Annotated in this window: 11 protein-coding genes and 1 other annotated feature; of the genes, 6 read left to right on the top strand and 5 right to left on the bottom strand. The window is 39.0% G+C overall.

All coding sequences use genetic code 11. The features are described from left to right. The first annotated feature begins 6 nt into the window (after positions 1-6). A complete protein-coding gene (gene ccpA, locus ACJ004_RS19630) occupies positions 7-1,005 on the top strand; it encodes a catabolite control protein A (protein ID WP_410894825.1) in 999 nt (332 codons plus the stop codon). 45 nt (positions 1,006-1,050) lie between these two features. On the opposite strand, the gene ACJ004_RS19625 is transcribed toward ccpA, so the two are convergent. Genes ACJ004_RS19625 through ACJ004_RS19615 form a run of 3 tightly spaced genes read right to left on the bottom strand, consistent with a single transcriptional unit; the run spans position 1,051 to position 3,545 of the window. Continuing rightward, entirely contained in the window at positions 1,051-2,223 is a 1,173-nt protein-coding gene (locus ACJ004_RS19625) for an acetoin utilization protein AcuC (protein WP_410894824.1), read from the bottom strand. Continuing rightward, entirely contained in the window at positions 2,220-2,867 is a 648-nt protein-coding gene (locus ACJ004_RS19620; protein ID WP_410894823.1) for an acetoin utilization AcuB family protein, read from the bottom strand. Before ACJ004_RS19620 ends, ACJ004_RS19625 begins: the two co-directional genes overlap by 4 nt. A 45-nt stretch (positions 2,868-2,912) precedes the next feature. Continuing rightward, complete coding sequence (locus tag ACJ004_RS19615) at positions 2,913-3,545, bottom strand: GNAT family N-acetyltransferase (protein ID WP_410894822.1); 633 nt, start codon at positions 3,543-3,545, stop codon at positions 2,913-2,915. 223 nt (positions 3,546-3,768) lie between these two features. On the opposite strand from ACJ004_RS19615, the gene acsA reads away from it, so the two are divergent. Beyond that, complete coding sequence (acsA, locus tag ACJ004_RS19610; protein WP_410894821.1) at positions 3,769-5,487, top strand: acetate--CoA ligase; 1,719 nt, start codon at positions 3,769-3,771, stop codon at positions 5,485-5,487. A 139-nt stretch (positions 5,488-5,626) separates the two neighbouring features. Here acsA and ACJ004_RS19605 read toward each other — a convergent pair whose 3' ends face one another. Continuing rightward, positions 5,627-8,452: a transglycosylase domain-containing protein gene (locus ACJ004_RS19605; RefSeq protein WP_410894820.1), complete on the bottom strand. Its 2,826-nt coding sequence runs from the start codon at positions 8,450-8,452 to the stop codon at positions 5,627-5,629. A gap of 146 nt (positions 8,453-8,598) precedes the next feature. Then, positions 8,599-8,818, top strand: a binding site (T-box leader). Between the two features lie 48 nt (positions 8,819-8,866). Between ACJ004_RS19605 and tyrS the strand changes: the two genes are divergently transcribed. The 3 genes from tyrS to ACJ004_RS19590 all read left to right on the top strand — a co-directional run bounded on the left by tyrS (position 8,867) and on the right by ACJ004_RS19590 (position 11,202). Beyond that, positions 8,867-10,120 (top strand): tyrosine--tRNA ligase, encoded by a 1,254-nt coding sequence (gene tyrS / locus ACJ004_RS19600; RefSeq protein WP_410894819.1) that lies wholly within the window; start codon positions 8,867-8,869, stop codon positions 10,118-10,120. A 114-nt stretch (positions 10,121-10,234) separates the two neighbouring features. Continuing rightward, positions 10,235-10,423, top strand: a complete 189-nt coding sequence (locus ACJ004_RS19595; RefSeq protein WP_410894818.1) for a DUF6954 family protein — start codon at positions 10,235-10,237, stop codon at positions 10,421-10,423. A 329-nt stretch (positions 10,424-10,752) separates the two neighbouring features. Then, a complete protein-coding gene (locus ACJ004_RS19590) occupies positions 10,753-11,202 on the top strand; it encodes a Gp49 family protein (RefSeq protein ID WP_410894817.1) in 450 nt (149 codons plus the stop codon). A 306-nt stretch (positions 11,203-11,508) separates the two neighbouring features. Here the strand turns inward: ACJ004_RS19590 and rpsD are convergent, their stop codons facing one another. Continuing rightward, positions 11,509-12,111 carry a 30S ribosomal protein S4 gene (rpsD, locus tag ACJ004_RS19585; protein WP_410894816.1) on the bottom strand — a complete coding sequence of 201 codons (603 nt, stop codon included), beginning with the start codon at positions 12,109-12,111 and terminating at the stop codon, positions 11,509-11,511. 391 nt (positions 12,112-12,502) lie between these two features. On the opposite strand from rpsD, the gene ACJ004_RS19580 reads away from it, so the two are divergent. Then, positions 12,503-13,930, top strand: coding sequence for a sensor domain-containing diguanylate cyclase (locus ACJ004_RS19580; RefSeq protein ID WP_410894815.1), 1,428 nt, complete (start codon positions 12,503-12,505; stop codon positions 13,928-13,930). Positions 13,931-14,002: the final 72 nt, after the last annotated feature.

Raw genomic sequence — 14,002 nt, 5'->3', positions numbered from 1 at the left:
TGTTAAGTGAATATTACAATTTATGATGTCGCAAGAGAAGCAAATGTTTCAATGGCTACTGTTTCCCGTGTGGTAAACGGAAATCCAAATGTTAAGCCAGTGACCAGAAAAAAAGTGTTAGAAGTTATTGAAAGACTAGGCTACCGTCCGAATGCTGTGGCTAGAGGATTGGCTAGTAAAAAAACAACAACAGTCGGGGTAATTATTCCTGATATCTCAAATATCTTTTTTGCTGAATTAGCTCGTGGTATTGAAGATATTGCAACGATGTACAAGTACAACATCATCTTAAGCAATTCAGACCAAAACAAAGATAAAGAATTACATTTGCTCAATACAATGCTTGGCAAACAAGTGGACGGCTTAGTATTCATGGGAGGCAATATAACAGCAGATCATGTCGAGGAATTTGAAAAGTCACCTGTACCAATCGTGCTTGCGGGTTCCATTGAAGAGTCTAACACGATGCCTTCTGTCAATATTGACTATGAAGAAGCGGTATATGACTCCATCAAGGAATTTATTGAAAAAGGTCATAAGAATATTGCTTTTGTAGTTGGACCTCTTCATGAACCTAAGAATACAATTAAGAAACTGAGAGGGTATCAAAGGGCCTTACAAGAAGCTGGAATTGCTTATAATGAGGACCTTGTAGTTGAAGGCGATTATACCTACGACTCTGGAATTGAAGCAATAGAAAGGCTATTAGAGATTTCAGATAGACCTACGGCAATCTTAGTTGGCTCTGATGAAATGGCTCTTGGTGTTATGCATGGAGCAGAGGACAAAGGCTATAAGGTCCCTGAGGATTTTGAGGTAATCACATCTGACAATACAAGGCTTTCACTAATGGTGCGCCCTCAGCTAACCACGATTGTTCAGCCATTATATGATATTGGTGCGGTTGCCATGCGACTCTTAACGAAATTAATGAACAAAGAAAAGGTGTCAGAACAAATTGTGGTTCTCCCACACCGGATTGAACATCGTAAATCCACAAAATAAATGGTAAAAAGGGGATGGCCAAACTAATTCGGTCATCCCCTTTTTTTATATGGATTCACTTTTTTGTTGACTTCGAATCGGGTAGAGTGCTTTTTCAAGAGTTAATAAATTCTTTTCGGTGATTTCTGCTTTTCTCGGAATGGGGGTATATAAATTTTTTGGATCGTCCCATTCTTTAGGTAAAATAACTGGAGAGTCCTTTTGCCAGGAATCTACCCATTGATTCGGTAAACTTCCATAACAATTTGAGTTTTCTGTCATTTCAAGCCAAATAAGGGCCCATGCTCTTGGGACCACCCGCCAGATATCATACCCGCCGCCGCCAACAGCAATCCATTTCCCGTTACAATATTGATGGGCAATTTCATGGGCAAGTCTTGGGATTTCTCGATAGGTTCTCATAGTTGAAGAGAGATGTGTTAAAGGGTCCAAATAATGTGAATCTGCCCCGTTTTGGGTAAGAATTACATCAGGTTTAAAAAACTCAGCCACTTCTTTTAGTGCATGTGTATAGGCGTAAATCCACGACTCATCTTCGGTAAAAGCATCAACCGGGATGTTAAATGAATAACCATAGCCCAACCCTTGACCACGCTCATTTACGTTTCCTGTACCAGGAAATAAATATCTACCTGTCTCATGGATTGACAGTGTGCATACCTTTGGATCATCGTAGAAGGACCATTGAACCCCATCTCCATGATGTGCATCTGTATCCACGTATAAAACACGAGCATTATATTTTTCCTGTAGATATTTGATGGCGACCGAACTGTCATTATACACGCAAAATCCTGATGCTTTTCCCCTGAATCCATGATGTAATCCCCCGCCTAGATGGAGAGCGTGAAGGGCTTTTCCAGTCATAACTTGATCGACAGCTGTTAAAGTTCCACCAACAAGTAAGGCGCTTGCTTCATGCATGTTAGGGAATATAGGGGTATCTTCTGTACCGAGACCATAGTTTTCGGCTATTTCTGCTGGCAAATGACCATTCCCTGCCTTTTTTACAGCGTCTAGGTAACTACGATCGTGAATTAAGGCTAACTCTTCATCAGAGGCCATTCTTGGAGGGATGACATCTTCTTGGTTAAGTGCATTCATCTTGTCTAATAAGTCCACTGTTAATTTGAGCCGGAATTGATCAAAAGGATGTTGGTTGCCGAATTTATATTTCAGCAGTTCATCCGAAAAAATAAAGGAACATCTATCACTCATATTGAAATCCCCGGAAGATTTGGCCATAGGACATGAAAGCCTGCCTGTTTAAGATCTTGAATTAACACAGTAGGATTCATTGTCTGCAATCTGATCACAAGTATTTTATACTGTTCATCCAACTTATCTGGATAAACCAGAACACTCAAAATATTTGCCTTCCGATTTTTAATCACAGTGGTTATTTCACTAAGTTTACCGGCAAGATTAGGGACTTTAATCTCAATTTGTGAACCTGGTTGATGAGCACCGGTTAGTTCTACCAATGTCCGAAGTAAATCTGTTTCAGTAACGATACCAACTAATTCTCGGTTATTTATAATGGGAATACAACTGATTTTATGCTCATAAAAAAGGCCAGCTACTTCCTCGACAAAATCCAGTGGATGCCCGGTGATAACATTCCGCTCCATAATTGCGTCAATAGGCTTTTTCAAATCTTCTAGATGCTCATTTGTGTGGAAAATTGATGGAGTTGCCTCATGGATTTTAGAAACTGTGACAAGACCAACTAAATGTTTTTCTTGGTTGATAATAGGGATATGACGAATTTTTCTTGACTCCATTAATTGAATGGCATCCGCAATGGTATCTGTTGGTAGAAGTGTGGCAACATCTGTTTTCATGATTTGTTCTACTATCATTAGAAAATCCTCCTTACCTAAGCAAATATCATGTACAATAATGAGTTAATACATAAAACGGTTCATAAATCTGAGGCGATCAAATTTTTGGATAGTATCTCGATCGATTCTTTCCCCCATACGTGCCATAAGGCAGTTGGCAGGGTGTGAGCAAATTTCAGGGTCATCGGTTGCATACCATTCAAGACCGCCCGCATTCATCATTTTTTCCATGATCTTTCGGTACTCCCACACATTCAATTTAGTACCTTTTAAATCCCAGTGCCAATAATACTCTGTCGTGATAATGAGGTAATCTTCCATCGCATTATCCATCATTGCGACAATGAGAAGATTTTTACCAACTGAAGAGCCTCGATATTGCGGAATGACTTCGATTGCACCTAATTCGATTAAATTTTCAATTTTGCCTTCAGACCATCGTTCCAGCGGATCAGGATATAGAAAGGTTACATAACCAACGATGGTATTTTGATGTCTGGCAATGATAATCCTTCCTTCAGGAAGTTTCGCAATTCCAACTAAGGCCTGATGCTGCTGTGCAGGCTGGCGGAATGCAATAAGATCATTGTGGAATTCATAGCCAGATAGTTTATCTGCAATAATTGGTCCTTCGATAATAAGGGAACCATGAGGTGTTTTTAATTGTTTGGCATTGTATGTCTTTTTGTGTTCCATACGGTCACCTACCTTGGGAAAATCAATCTATACTCCATTCTATTATACATAAAATCTATCATTGAAAAGCAACTTCACAAAATTTTCAGTCTTATAAGTTAGGATTTTCTAGGCTTTTAGTAGGTAAAAATAAAATATGTATATAATTTACTTTTTAAAAAATTGTGAATAGTATATATTTGTACTATAATAATTAAAAATAAGATCAAAGGGGGAGAATTAAATGAAAGTGGAAGCGTTACCAGTTGTACAAGGGGAGCATAATCTAGTAAATTATCAAGAAATGTACAGGGACTTCGACTGGAAGGAAACTGAAAAGAATTTTACCTGGAGTGAAACAGGTCTTGTCAACATGGCTTATGAAGCTATTGACCGTCATGCAAAAACCTTCCGGAAAAATAAAGTAGCCTTATATTATCGCGATGGTTCCAGAAATGAGAAGTACACATTTAAGGAAATGAAGGAACTATCCAACAAAGCGGGCAATGTGCTAAAAACTTTCGGGGATGTCGATAAAGGTGATCGTGTCTTTATTTTTATGCCGCGCTCTCCTGAACTTTACTTTACGGTTTTGGGTGCTATTAAGCTTGGTGCGATTGTTGGCCCTTTATTTGAGGCCTTCATGGAAGGGGCTGTTAGGGATCGCTTGCAAGACAGTGAAGCAAAAGTTTTAGTCACGACACCTGAACTGTTGGATCGTGTTCCTGTTCAAGACCTGCCGGCATTAAAGCATATTTTCCTTATTGGTAAAAATGTAGATGAACAAGGACCATATATTGACTTCTTGAAGAAGTTTGAAACTGCTAGTAAGAATCTTCAAATTGAGTGGGTAGATAGAACCGACGGACTTATCCTGCATTACACATCAGGATCGACTGGAAAACCAAAGGGTGTCCTGCATGTACATAATGCAATGATTCAGCATTACCAAACAGCTAAATGGGTGCTCGATTTAAAAGAGGACGATGTTTACTGGTGTACTGCTGATCCAGGTTGGGTGACTGGTACCTCTTACGGTATCTTTGGCCCATGGTTAACAGGATCATCGAATGTGATTGTGGGCGGGCGCTTTAGTCCGGAATCTTGGTATCAAATGATTGAAGACTTCGGAGTTACTGTTTGGTACAGTGCACCAACGGCGTTCAGGATGTTAATGGGTGCTGGCGATGAGTTGGTTAAGAGATTTGACCTAAGCAGCCTCCGTCATGTCCTAAGCGTGGGGGAACCTTTAAATCCAGAGGTTGTTAAATGGGGGGCAAAGGTATTCAACAAGCGGATCCATGATAACTGGTGGATGACGGAAACCGGGGCTCAACTGATTAGCAATTATCCTTGTATGGAGATTAAGCCAGGATCGATGGGGAAACCAATTCCAGGTGTACAAGCAGCAATTGTTGATAATCAAGGAAATGAACTGCCGCCATATCGGATGGGGAACCTAGCCATTAAAAAAGGCTGGCCTTCCATGATGAATACGATTTGGAATAACCCTGAGAAGTATGAATCTTACTTTATGCCAGGTGACTGGTATGTATCTGGCGATTCAGCGTATATGGATGAAGACGGCTATTTCTGGTTCCAAGGACGTGTGGATGATGTCATTATGACCTCAGGAGAGCGTGTTGGACCGTTTGAAGTAGAAAGCAAGCTTGTCGAGCATCCTGCCGTTGCTGAAGCAGGTGTAATCGGAAAACCAGACCCAGTTCGCGGGGAAATCATTAAAGCCTTCATTGCGCTTAGATCCGGTTACGCGGCAACAGATGAACTAAAAGAAGAAATCCGTCAATTTGTGAAAAAAGGATTGGCCGCTCATGCAGCTCCACGCGAAATTGATTTCCGTGATAAACTGCCTAAAACAAGAAGCGGTAAGATTATGAGACGTGTATTAAAGGCATGGGAACTAAACCTGCCAACTGGTGACCTTTCTACGATGGAGGATTAATAAAACATAATAGAGAATGTTTAGAGCCAGGCTAGTAGCCTGGCTTTTTAGTGTTTAGTAGAGTATTTGGATGAAGTGTGGTAAAAAAATTAACAAAGAAACCCGTATCGAAACATTCATTTCGATACGGGTTTCTTGTTTAAGGGGTGGTTGGTGGATCAGTCGGTTCAGTTGGAACGTTTGGATCATTTGGTACGACAGGATTAGTTGGTTCCGGTGGTATGATAACCCCTGCATCAACAAGATTCGACGGGGCAGACTCCTTACCAGCAATATCAACTGCCGTTACATAAAAGGAACCAGTACCAACTTCTAATGATCGTTTAGAACTATTGACTACACTGCCTACTTTTTTAGAAATTAATCCGCCTTGATAGATGCGGTAACCAACAACATCATTATCTGCCGAGGCTGACCACGTTAAGGTATTACCTTTTACCTTTAAGTTAACACTATCAGGGTTCTTTCCGTTATCAGACATTCTTGCGGTTGAAACGAGAATTTTTCCCCAACGATCCTTTTGTGGAATTAGTTGACTGTAATTATGAAAGTTACTTCCAACGATTCGTTTAATAAAGTCAGGATTTAAGATGAGCCCAAATTGGGAAAACTCTTTTGGTGTGGAATCCAAGGCTAAATATTTTTTGTCGTCTACCATAACATAGTTTGCTTCAATTAAGCTATCATCTACTTTTGTTGGGACATTATTGACATTAAAGTAATCACTTTCAATCAAGCCGGCTTTTGAACAAGCCGCAGAAGGAAGCATGCCTGAAACAGCACAATATGATCGTTTCACAATTCCTTTTGGCATTTTAAAGGACGTATTTGGATCAATTAGATCCGGTTTTATTTTATAGGCAGCGTTCATTAACTTTGCCCATAGGGTATTGGTTCTTGCACTATAGGACATTCCTGATGTCTGGAGTGATTTAGGTGTATCATATCCTCTCCAAAGTCCAAAAGTGACATTAGGGTTTGAAGCAACGAACCAGGAGTCAATATATTGATTTCCGGTTCCCGTTTTCCCTGCCCAGTCACTACTAAAGTTTAATTGGCTTCTAACTCCTGCTGCCGTCCCCATTTTAACCACATCTCGCATCATATCAATGGTTAAATAAGCAGTTTGCGGTTTAAAGACCTTGACTGGATTTACTGTATGCTGATAGATGACCTTGCCGTTTTTATCAACAATTTTATCAATCATATAGGCATCAATAAATTTTCCATCATTTGCAAAGGTACTAAACGCATTGGTATTTTCTTCAATCGTTACCCCATTTGTCATTGAACCAATGGAAGTAGCTAGATTTGTATAATCATCTTTTCTTAAAGAGGTAAATCCCATTTTTTCAAGATACTTGGCAGGACGTTGGTCAACGATACTCTTGTAAAGTTTAACCGCTGGTACGTTATAGGATTTCGCCAGGGCGTATCTAGCTGAAACCAATCCGCTGTATCGATAGTCGTAGTTTTGTGGCCATGGCGCACTACTGCCAGGATTCAGACTTAATGCTACGTTAGGCAGCGGTGTCCCCGGGGCTGCTTTTCCTAATTCAATCGCTGGCGCATAGACAAGAAGTGGTTTCATGGTTGAACCGTTTTGTCTGATGGCGCTGGTAGCGTGATTAAGCTGCTGATCATCATAATTTCTTCCACCGACAAAACTAATAATCTTTCCAGTCTTGTTTTCGATCAGTTCTGCCCCAACCTCAGCAGGTTCCATAACTGTTTTGATTTCTCCGGTTTCTGGATCCTTTTTTTCTTGAGGTTTATCAGGTCCGTAATATTGATAATTATCCTTTACCTTTTGCATTGCATCATATACTTTTTTGTCGATTGTTGAATGAATTTTGTATCCATTTTGACGTAAAGCATTTCTAGCCATGATTTGATATTTATATGCTAGATTATCATCGTTTTTTAACTCTTTCTCTGGAATCCCATCGTTTTTTGCTAACACAGTAGTCAAAACTTCAATGGAACGCTTTTCAATTTCGACAGTTAGCCAAGGGTATTTTTCCAGTGGGTTTGCAACCGGTTTAATAAAATCCTTTTTAATATCGTAGGCTGAGGCCTCAGCATATTGCTTTTGGTTAATATAGCCACCGTCAAACATTCTCTTTAGGACGGTTTTCATCCGTGTAAGACCTGGTTCAAGATATTTTGGTTCTTTTATAGTACCTTCATTCGTAAAAGGAGTATATCCGAATGGACTTTGAGGCAATCCTGCAATGAAGGCTGCTTGAGGGAGTGTTAAATCACTCGCCTTTTTACCAAAGATTCCTTTTGCCGCGGCTTGGACACCAGCAATGTTTCGTCCAGACGAATTTCTTCCAAGCGTAGCCACATTAAGATATGCTTCAAGAATTTCTTTTTTATCAAAAAACTTCTCTAAACGAAGAGCAAGTAAGATTTCACTCGCTTTCCTTTGAAAAGAGACCTCATTAGTTAAAATTTGATTTTTAATTAATTGTTGTGTAAGCGTACTTCCTCCCGATTGAACAGCAGAGTTTGTCACTTCTTGGAAGACAGCCCGAAATACGGCTTTGGGAACCACACCTTTATGCTTGTAAAAGTATTCGTCTTCGGTTGCGACAACTGCGTTTACCAAATCATCAGATACATCATTCAGTTTTACTTCTTCCCGTTCTAAGTCGGTATGAAGTTTGCCGAGATAAATATTATCAGCAAAATATAATTCAGATGTTTCCGTGTAATTGTAGATATCTTTTTTCATGCTATCATAGGATCGAACAGGTTCATCTTTTACTAGAGAGGCAAAGTAACCAGCACCCACTCCAGTCGCAAATGATCCGCCAAGAATTACCACTGTTAATACAAGGAGAAACATATTCCAAACGACTTGATATGTGATTCGTGCACTTTTAACCGTTCTTTTATGGGTAAATATGTTGAGTACGGATTTTGCTTTTTCCATCCATGCTTGTAATTTATCAACCATCTATAGTATCACCTCATCTAAAATCAAGTCCATTATAGCATATTAAAGGTATAAAAAATGACAAAGTTCTACATTTATCTGAAATTTCCAGTTGAGTTTGACAGAAAGCTTGAAATATGGTAAAAAAAGCTATACATGAATTTAATAATAAAGCTGTGAAGGGAACCAACTGTAGTTCTTCTATCCCTGTTCTTAGAGAGTCGGCGGTGGTGCAAGCTGATACATATAGAAGAATGAATTACTCCCCTGAGCTTTCTCTGTGAAAGATGATAAATAGTAGCGGAGAACGGTCTAAACCGTTAATTTTTTGAGTTGGAGGAACGTTTCCTCAAGCTGGGTGGTACCGCGTAATTTTACGTCCCTGCATTTTTGCAGGGGCGTTTTATTTTTTTACCAAAATGGAGGGAAATCGGAATGGATTTATTACAGGATTTAGCTTGGAGAGGTATCATTTACCAGCAAACCGATGAAGAAGGTTTGAAGGATACATTAAGTAAGGAGCCAATTTCTTTATATTGCGGTGTCGACCCAACTGCAGATAGTATGCATATCGGTCATTTATTGCCATTTTTAACATTAAGACGATTTCAACAGCATGGACATCGTCCGATTGTCCTCGTTGGTGGAGCAACAGGCTTAATTGGCGATCCAAGTGGAAAAAGCGAAGAGCGAAAGCTGTTAACACTTGAAACCGTTCAAGATAATGTAGCTGGAATCAAGAAACAGCTGGAATCTATTTTCGAATTTGAAGGAGAAAATGGGGCAATCATGGTTAATAACTATGATTGGGCAGGGTCAATGGATGTTGTTACCTTCTTGCGTGATATTGGTAAACATATCGGTGTCAACTACATGCTTGCAAAGGATACGATTGCATCAAGGCTTGAGACCGGTATTTCATTCACTGAATTCACCTACACCATTTTACAAGCGATGGATTTCCTTCATTTATATGAACATCACAATTGTAAATTGCAGATTGGCGGAAGTGATCAGTGGGGGAATATAACTTCGGGGTTGGAATTAATCCGTAAAGTTCAGCCAGAAGGCTCGAAGGCATATGGTTTAACAATTCCACTTGTTACAAAAGCGGACGGTACGAAGTTTGGGAAAACGGAAAGTGGTGCAGTTTGGTTAGATCCTGAAAAAACAACGCCGTATGAATTCTACCAGTTCTGGATTAATACCGCTGATGCCGATGTCGTTAAGTACTTAAAGATTTTCACCTTCCTATCACACGAGGAAATCGAGCAATTAGAAAAAGCAGTTCAGGAAGAGCCACATCTTCGTAAGGCCCAAAAGGTATTAGCAGAAGAATTAACGCGTTTGATTCACGGAGAAAATTCCTTACAACAGGCAATCAAAATTTCTCAAGCCTTATTTAGCGGAGATGTAAGAAGTCTTTCAGCAGCGGAAATCGAACAGGGCTTTAAAGATGTGCCAGCTTATGCTTCACAAAATGAGGAGAATCTGGTCGATCTTTTGGTTGCTGCGAAAATATCCCCATCCAAGCGTCAAGCGCGTGAAGACATTGCTAATGGAGCGGTTACTGTTAATGGGGAAAAAATTACGGATACCTCATACGTATTAACGGAATCGGATCGGATTGAAGGACAGTTTACGATTATTAGAAGAGGTAAAAAGAAGTACACATTAATCCAATACTAATGGCGGAAGGGCTTTGGAGATCAAAGCCCTTTTTTGTGCTATAACGATATCCTGGTAACAACCGAATACTTTATTCCGTCTAATAATAAAGGAACGAATGTGGGGGTGAATGTATTGAAGTTTCTCTTACACACTGTATTTATTATCTTCATTGCACTTGTTACATTTTTCGGACTTGGTCCTGTGTTATTTGCAGACGGGGTTTTACAAGAAAGACTTGCAACTGCCGCGATCGTAGTAGTCATCTATATCATACTTGCGATTTTATATCGGAAATCGATTCAATGGGTCAATAGAAAATAAATTATAAGAAAAAGCCCTCAGCCAAATGTGATTGAGGGCTTTTCTTATTAACGTGAGGAATGCTCAACGGTAACAGAAACCTTAGTATAAAGGGGTTTTGGACTGGATGAATTAAAAACCTCCCCCAAAATGCTAGGCAAGAGCTTTAGATATGATTGTATTTAAAAAAGAGCTGTGATTCCTAGTTAGTGTCAGGTCTTCTTGCGATGTGGCCTGGCTTTTTTCGTATGAACGGTTGAAATTTATTCTCAAGTTTCACTGCTTTTCTACATGCTGAATAGACTAGTTTAACGGAAGCTTATTTAAAAAGGCATGGTGGAGGGAAGAGCATGAAGATATACCGAGTGAAAGGGTCGCCAGATAGTGTAATGGAATTGTTGGAAATCACAGCGAATGGGATAGTGAAGGTTAGGAATATGATCGATGATGAGGTCTTTGAAACAACAATGCAAGCCTTTGAAATGGCATTTGAACCATCATCCGATGATTCCTTTATTGCAAAACAACGAGCAAAGGCACTAATGATAAATCATAGCGTACCAGCGGATATCAATGAAATGATCGAAAAATCTCATGTTAAAGTTGTTGAGGCTTTTGGAAGATGCACTATGGTTGCGGTCCAGCTGCCCAATGGGTATATCATCACAGAATCGATAACCAGTGTAGATGCGGCATCCTATAACAAAGAAACAACCACCCAGATTTGTTTGGAACGGATTAAACATAAAATTAGTGAGCTTGAAGTTTACAAAACTCAAAGTTTAACGATACAGTCTTAGAATGTGGAGCTGCGAAAAGTCCGAACCCTGAATGCAAGAATCATTGTGTTCAGGTTTTTTTTATGTTGACCCTGTTTTTCTAAATAGAGGTTGAGCTGAAGGAAAACCTTATTATCCACTACCGTTTTTCTAACCCTTTTCTGGTTAATGGAAGTAGTGACCAGTTTTCGACACATGTGAAATGCGGAAACATTTGGGGGAGAATACAAGATTCTACTAAGTAGAGTGAAAATAAAAAAACCCTAGAAGCGTTGATATAACGCAGTTTCTAGGGTTTTTGTGATTGCTATTTAATAAGCAAATCAATTAACGTGAGTAGAACTCGACGATAAGAGTTTCGTTAATTTCAGCAGGTAATTCAGAACGCTCAGGTAAACGAGTGAAAGTACCTTCTAATTTGTCAGCATCAAAAGTTAAATAATCAGGAACAAAGTTATTTACTTCGATTGCTTCTTTAACAACATCAAGGTTACGTGATTTTTCACGAACGCCGATTGTTTGACCAGCAGTTACGCGGAAAGATGGGATATCAACGCGTGAACCGTTAACTAAAATGTGGCCATGGTTAACTAATTGACGTGCTGCACGACGAGTGCGAGCTAGACCTAAACGGTAAACTACGTTATCAAGACGTGATTCAAGAAGAACCATGAAGTTTTCACCGTGTACGCCGCTTAATTTGCCAGCTTTATCAAAAAGATTACGGAATTGACGCTCAGTTACTCCATACATGTGACGAAGCTTTTGCTTCTCTTGTAATTGTAATCCGTATTCAGAAAGCTTTTTGCGTTGGTTTGGACCATGTTGTCCAGGAGCGTAAGGACGCTTTTCTAATTCTTTACCTGTGCCGCTTAGAGAGATTCCAAGACGACGGGAAATTTTCCAGCTTGAGCCAGTATAACGAGCCATGAATGACTCCTCCTTCGTGTTTTTATTTTGGTAAAATAAAAACCGTTATGAGACTCTTTGACGCCATTTTATTTTCATGCACCTTCGCCCTAGCAGCTAAGGGTTACAAGATACACCATCATTTAAAGGGACTATACCTTAATGAGGAATAAAATGAGACTATTCAAAGTGAACACAATAGGCTGCAATATTTTACACAAAGAGTATTATATAATTTTTATTCCTTTAAAGTCAAGTATATTTTTAAGAAGTGGAGACAAGTGAATTTTTTGTCGGAAAGATTATTTCATAAATTTAATAATTTATACAAATAAATATCGCCAAAGTATCTGAAAATTAACTATAATTAGGGTACTATGTATATATCTGGAATTAGATCGGGTGAAACCTAATGGATATTCTCGAATGTGATTTACAATGGCAAATTAAAAGATATAAGCAACTAGTACAGATTACAGAAACACTTCATTCGTCCCTGGATGTAGAGATTCTTTTGGGAGAATTATGTATAACATTAAAGGAATTATATCCTGACTTCTCATTTTCCTTATTGCTTTCACAGGAAACATACCACCACAATGATCTTCCAATTATTGAACTTGAATATGATAGTGAAAATATTGCAGCCATTAAAGCTTTTACATCTGGTGAGATACAATTTGAATATTCTGTTTCTGCTGAACATGCCATTATTTATGCACCCTTAAAAGGGAAACAGTGTACTCATGGCGTATTGCAGGTAGTAGCATCCTATTCGACCGAATTTCCTGAATATGAGATAGAGTTTCTTAGAGTATTAGCAGGAGCTGCGGGAAGTTCCTTGGAGAATGCCTATCACTACCAACAGTCAAGGCAAGAAATTTCTAATTTACAATTAATCAACGAAACTTCTCACTGTTTAAATTCCAACCTGCGCTTAATTGATACAATGACGTATATGTCAGAGCGAATCATTTCTTCCATCAATGCACAAGAAGTTGGTTTTTTCTTATTCACCAACGAACAGACAGAAGTAAAAATACTCCCAGGCTCAACACCCTACTTTTACACGCAACAAGCCAAAATTTATATCGATTATTTAAAGGGAAAAATCGAATTAGAGAAAAACCCTTTGTTTATCGGAGATTGCAACCTCCATAACATAAAAAATCCTAGATTTCATTCAATCCTTGCGATTCCAATGATTCAAAGCGAAAAATTACAAGGTTTTTCCATTGTGATGCATCAAAAGCCTTTTTTCTTTTCCTTTGATACATTTAAACTCCTTCAGTCACTTATCCATCATTCATCACTTGCACTTACAAATTCTATGCTGAGAGAAGAGTTAGAGCAGATGATTATTACCGATCATCTTACTAAACTCCATTCTCGAAAATTTTTGGATGAAAAAATCCAGCGGTCAATGAAGGAGTCCGAAGAAGGTACCTTTATCCTTCTTGATATTGATAATTTTAAAGAAATTAATGATACATATGGTCATCAGGTTGGAGATAAAGTCCTTGTCCAGGTTGCAAACCTAATAAAAAGAAATATCCGTGAAGAAGATATCGGTGCCCGCTGGGGTGGAGAAGAGCTGGCTCTTTATCTTCCGGGTGTCCCATTAGACAAAGGCGTAGTTGTCGCTGAAAGATTAGTGAAAAAGGTATCTGAAACCTCTGATCCTCATATAACGGTTTCATGTGGTGTTTCTTATTGGAATAAGGAACGAATCGATGCGTACAACTTCCTATTTAAACGAGCGGATGAAGCGCTGTATATTGCAAAAGAGTCTGGAAAGAACAAGGTCGTCATTCAAGAACAGAATATAAAGGTTAGCTAAGGGAGGGCACTCATTTTTGAGTGCCCTAACGAGATTTATCTAACCGACATAATATATATTAGTAAATGAAAA

The organism is Neobacillus sp. 204 (genome assembly GCF_046562815.1).
Taxonomy (GTDB): Bacteria; Bacillota; Bacilli; order Bacillales; family Cytobacillaceae; genus Neobacillus.
This window is presented reverse-complemented; position numbering and strand designations above follow the sequence as displayed.

Bases quoted from the DNA above. Each gene is read 5' to 3' on its own strand.
- ACJ004_RS19625 (WP_410894824.1), bottom strand. From the start codon at position 2,223: ATGAGTGATAGATGTTCCTTTATTTTTTCGGATGAACTGCTGAAATAT.
- ACJ004_RS19620 (WP_410894823.1), bottom strand. From the start codon at position 2,867: ATGATAGTAGAACAAATCATGAAAACAGATGTTGCCACACTTCTACCA.
- ACJ004_RS19615 (WP_410894822.1), bottom strand. From the start codon at position 3,545: ATGGAACACAAAAAGACATACAATGCCAAACAATTAAAAACACCTCAT.
- acsA (WP_410894821.1), top strand. From the start codon at position 3,769: ATGAAAGTGGAAGCGTTACCAGTTGTACAAGGGGAGCATAATCTAGTA.
- ACJ004_RS19605 (WP_410894820.1), bottom strand. From the start codon at position 8,452: ATGGTTGATAAATTACAAGCATGGATGGAAAAAGCAAAATCCGTACTC.
- tyrS (WP_410894819.1), top strand. From the start codon at position 8,867: ATGGATTTATTACAGGATTTAGCTTGGAGAGGTATCATTTACCAGCAA.
- ACJ004_RS19590 (WP_410894817.1), top strand. From the start codon at position 10,753: ATGAAGATATACCGAGTGAAAGGGTCGCCAGATAGTGTAATGGAATTG.
- rpsD (WP_410894816.1), bottom strand. From the start codon at position 12,111: ATGGCTCGTTATACTGGCTCAAGCTGGAAAATTTCCCGTCGTCTTGGA.
- ACJ004_RS19580 (WP_410894815.1), top strand. From the start codon at position 12,503: ATGGATATTCTCGAATGTGATTTACAATGGCAAATTAAAAGATATAAG.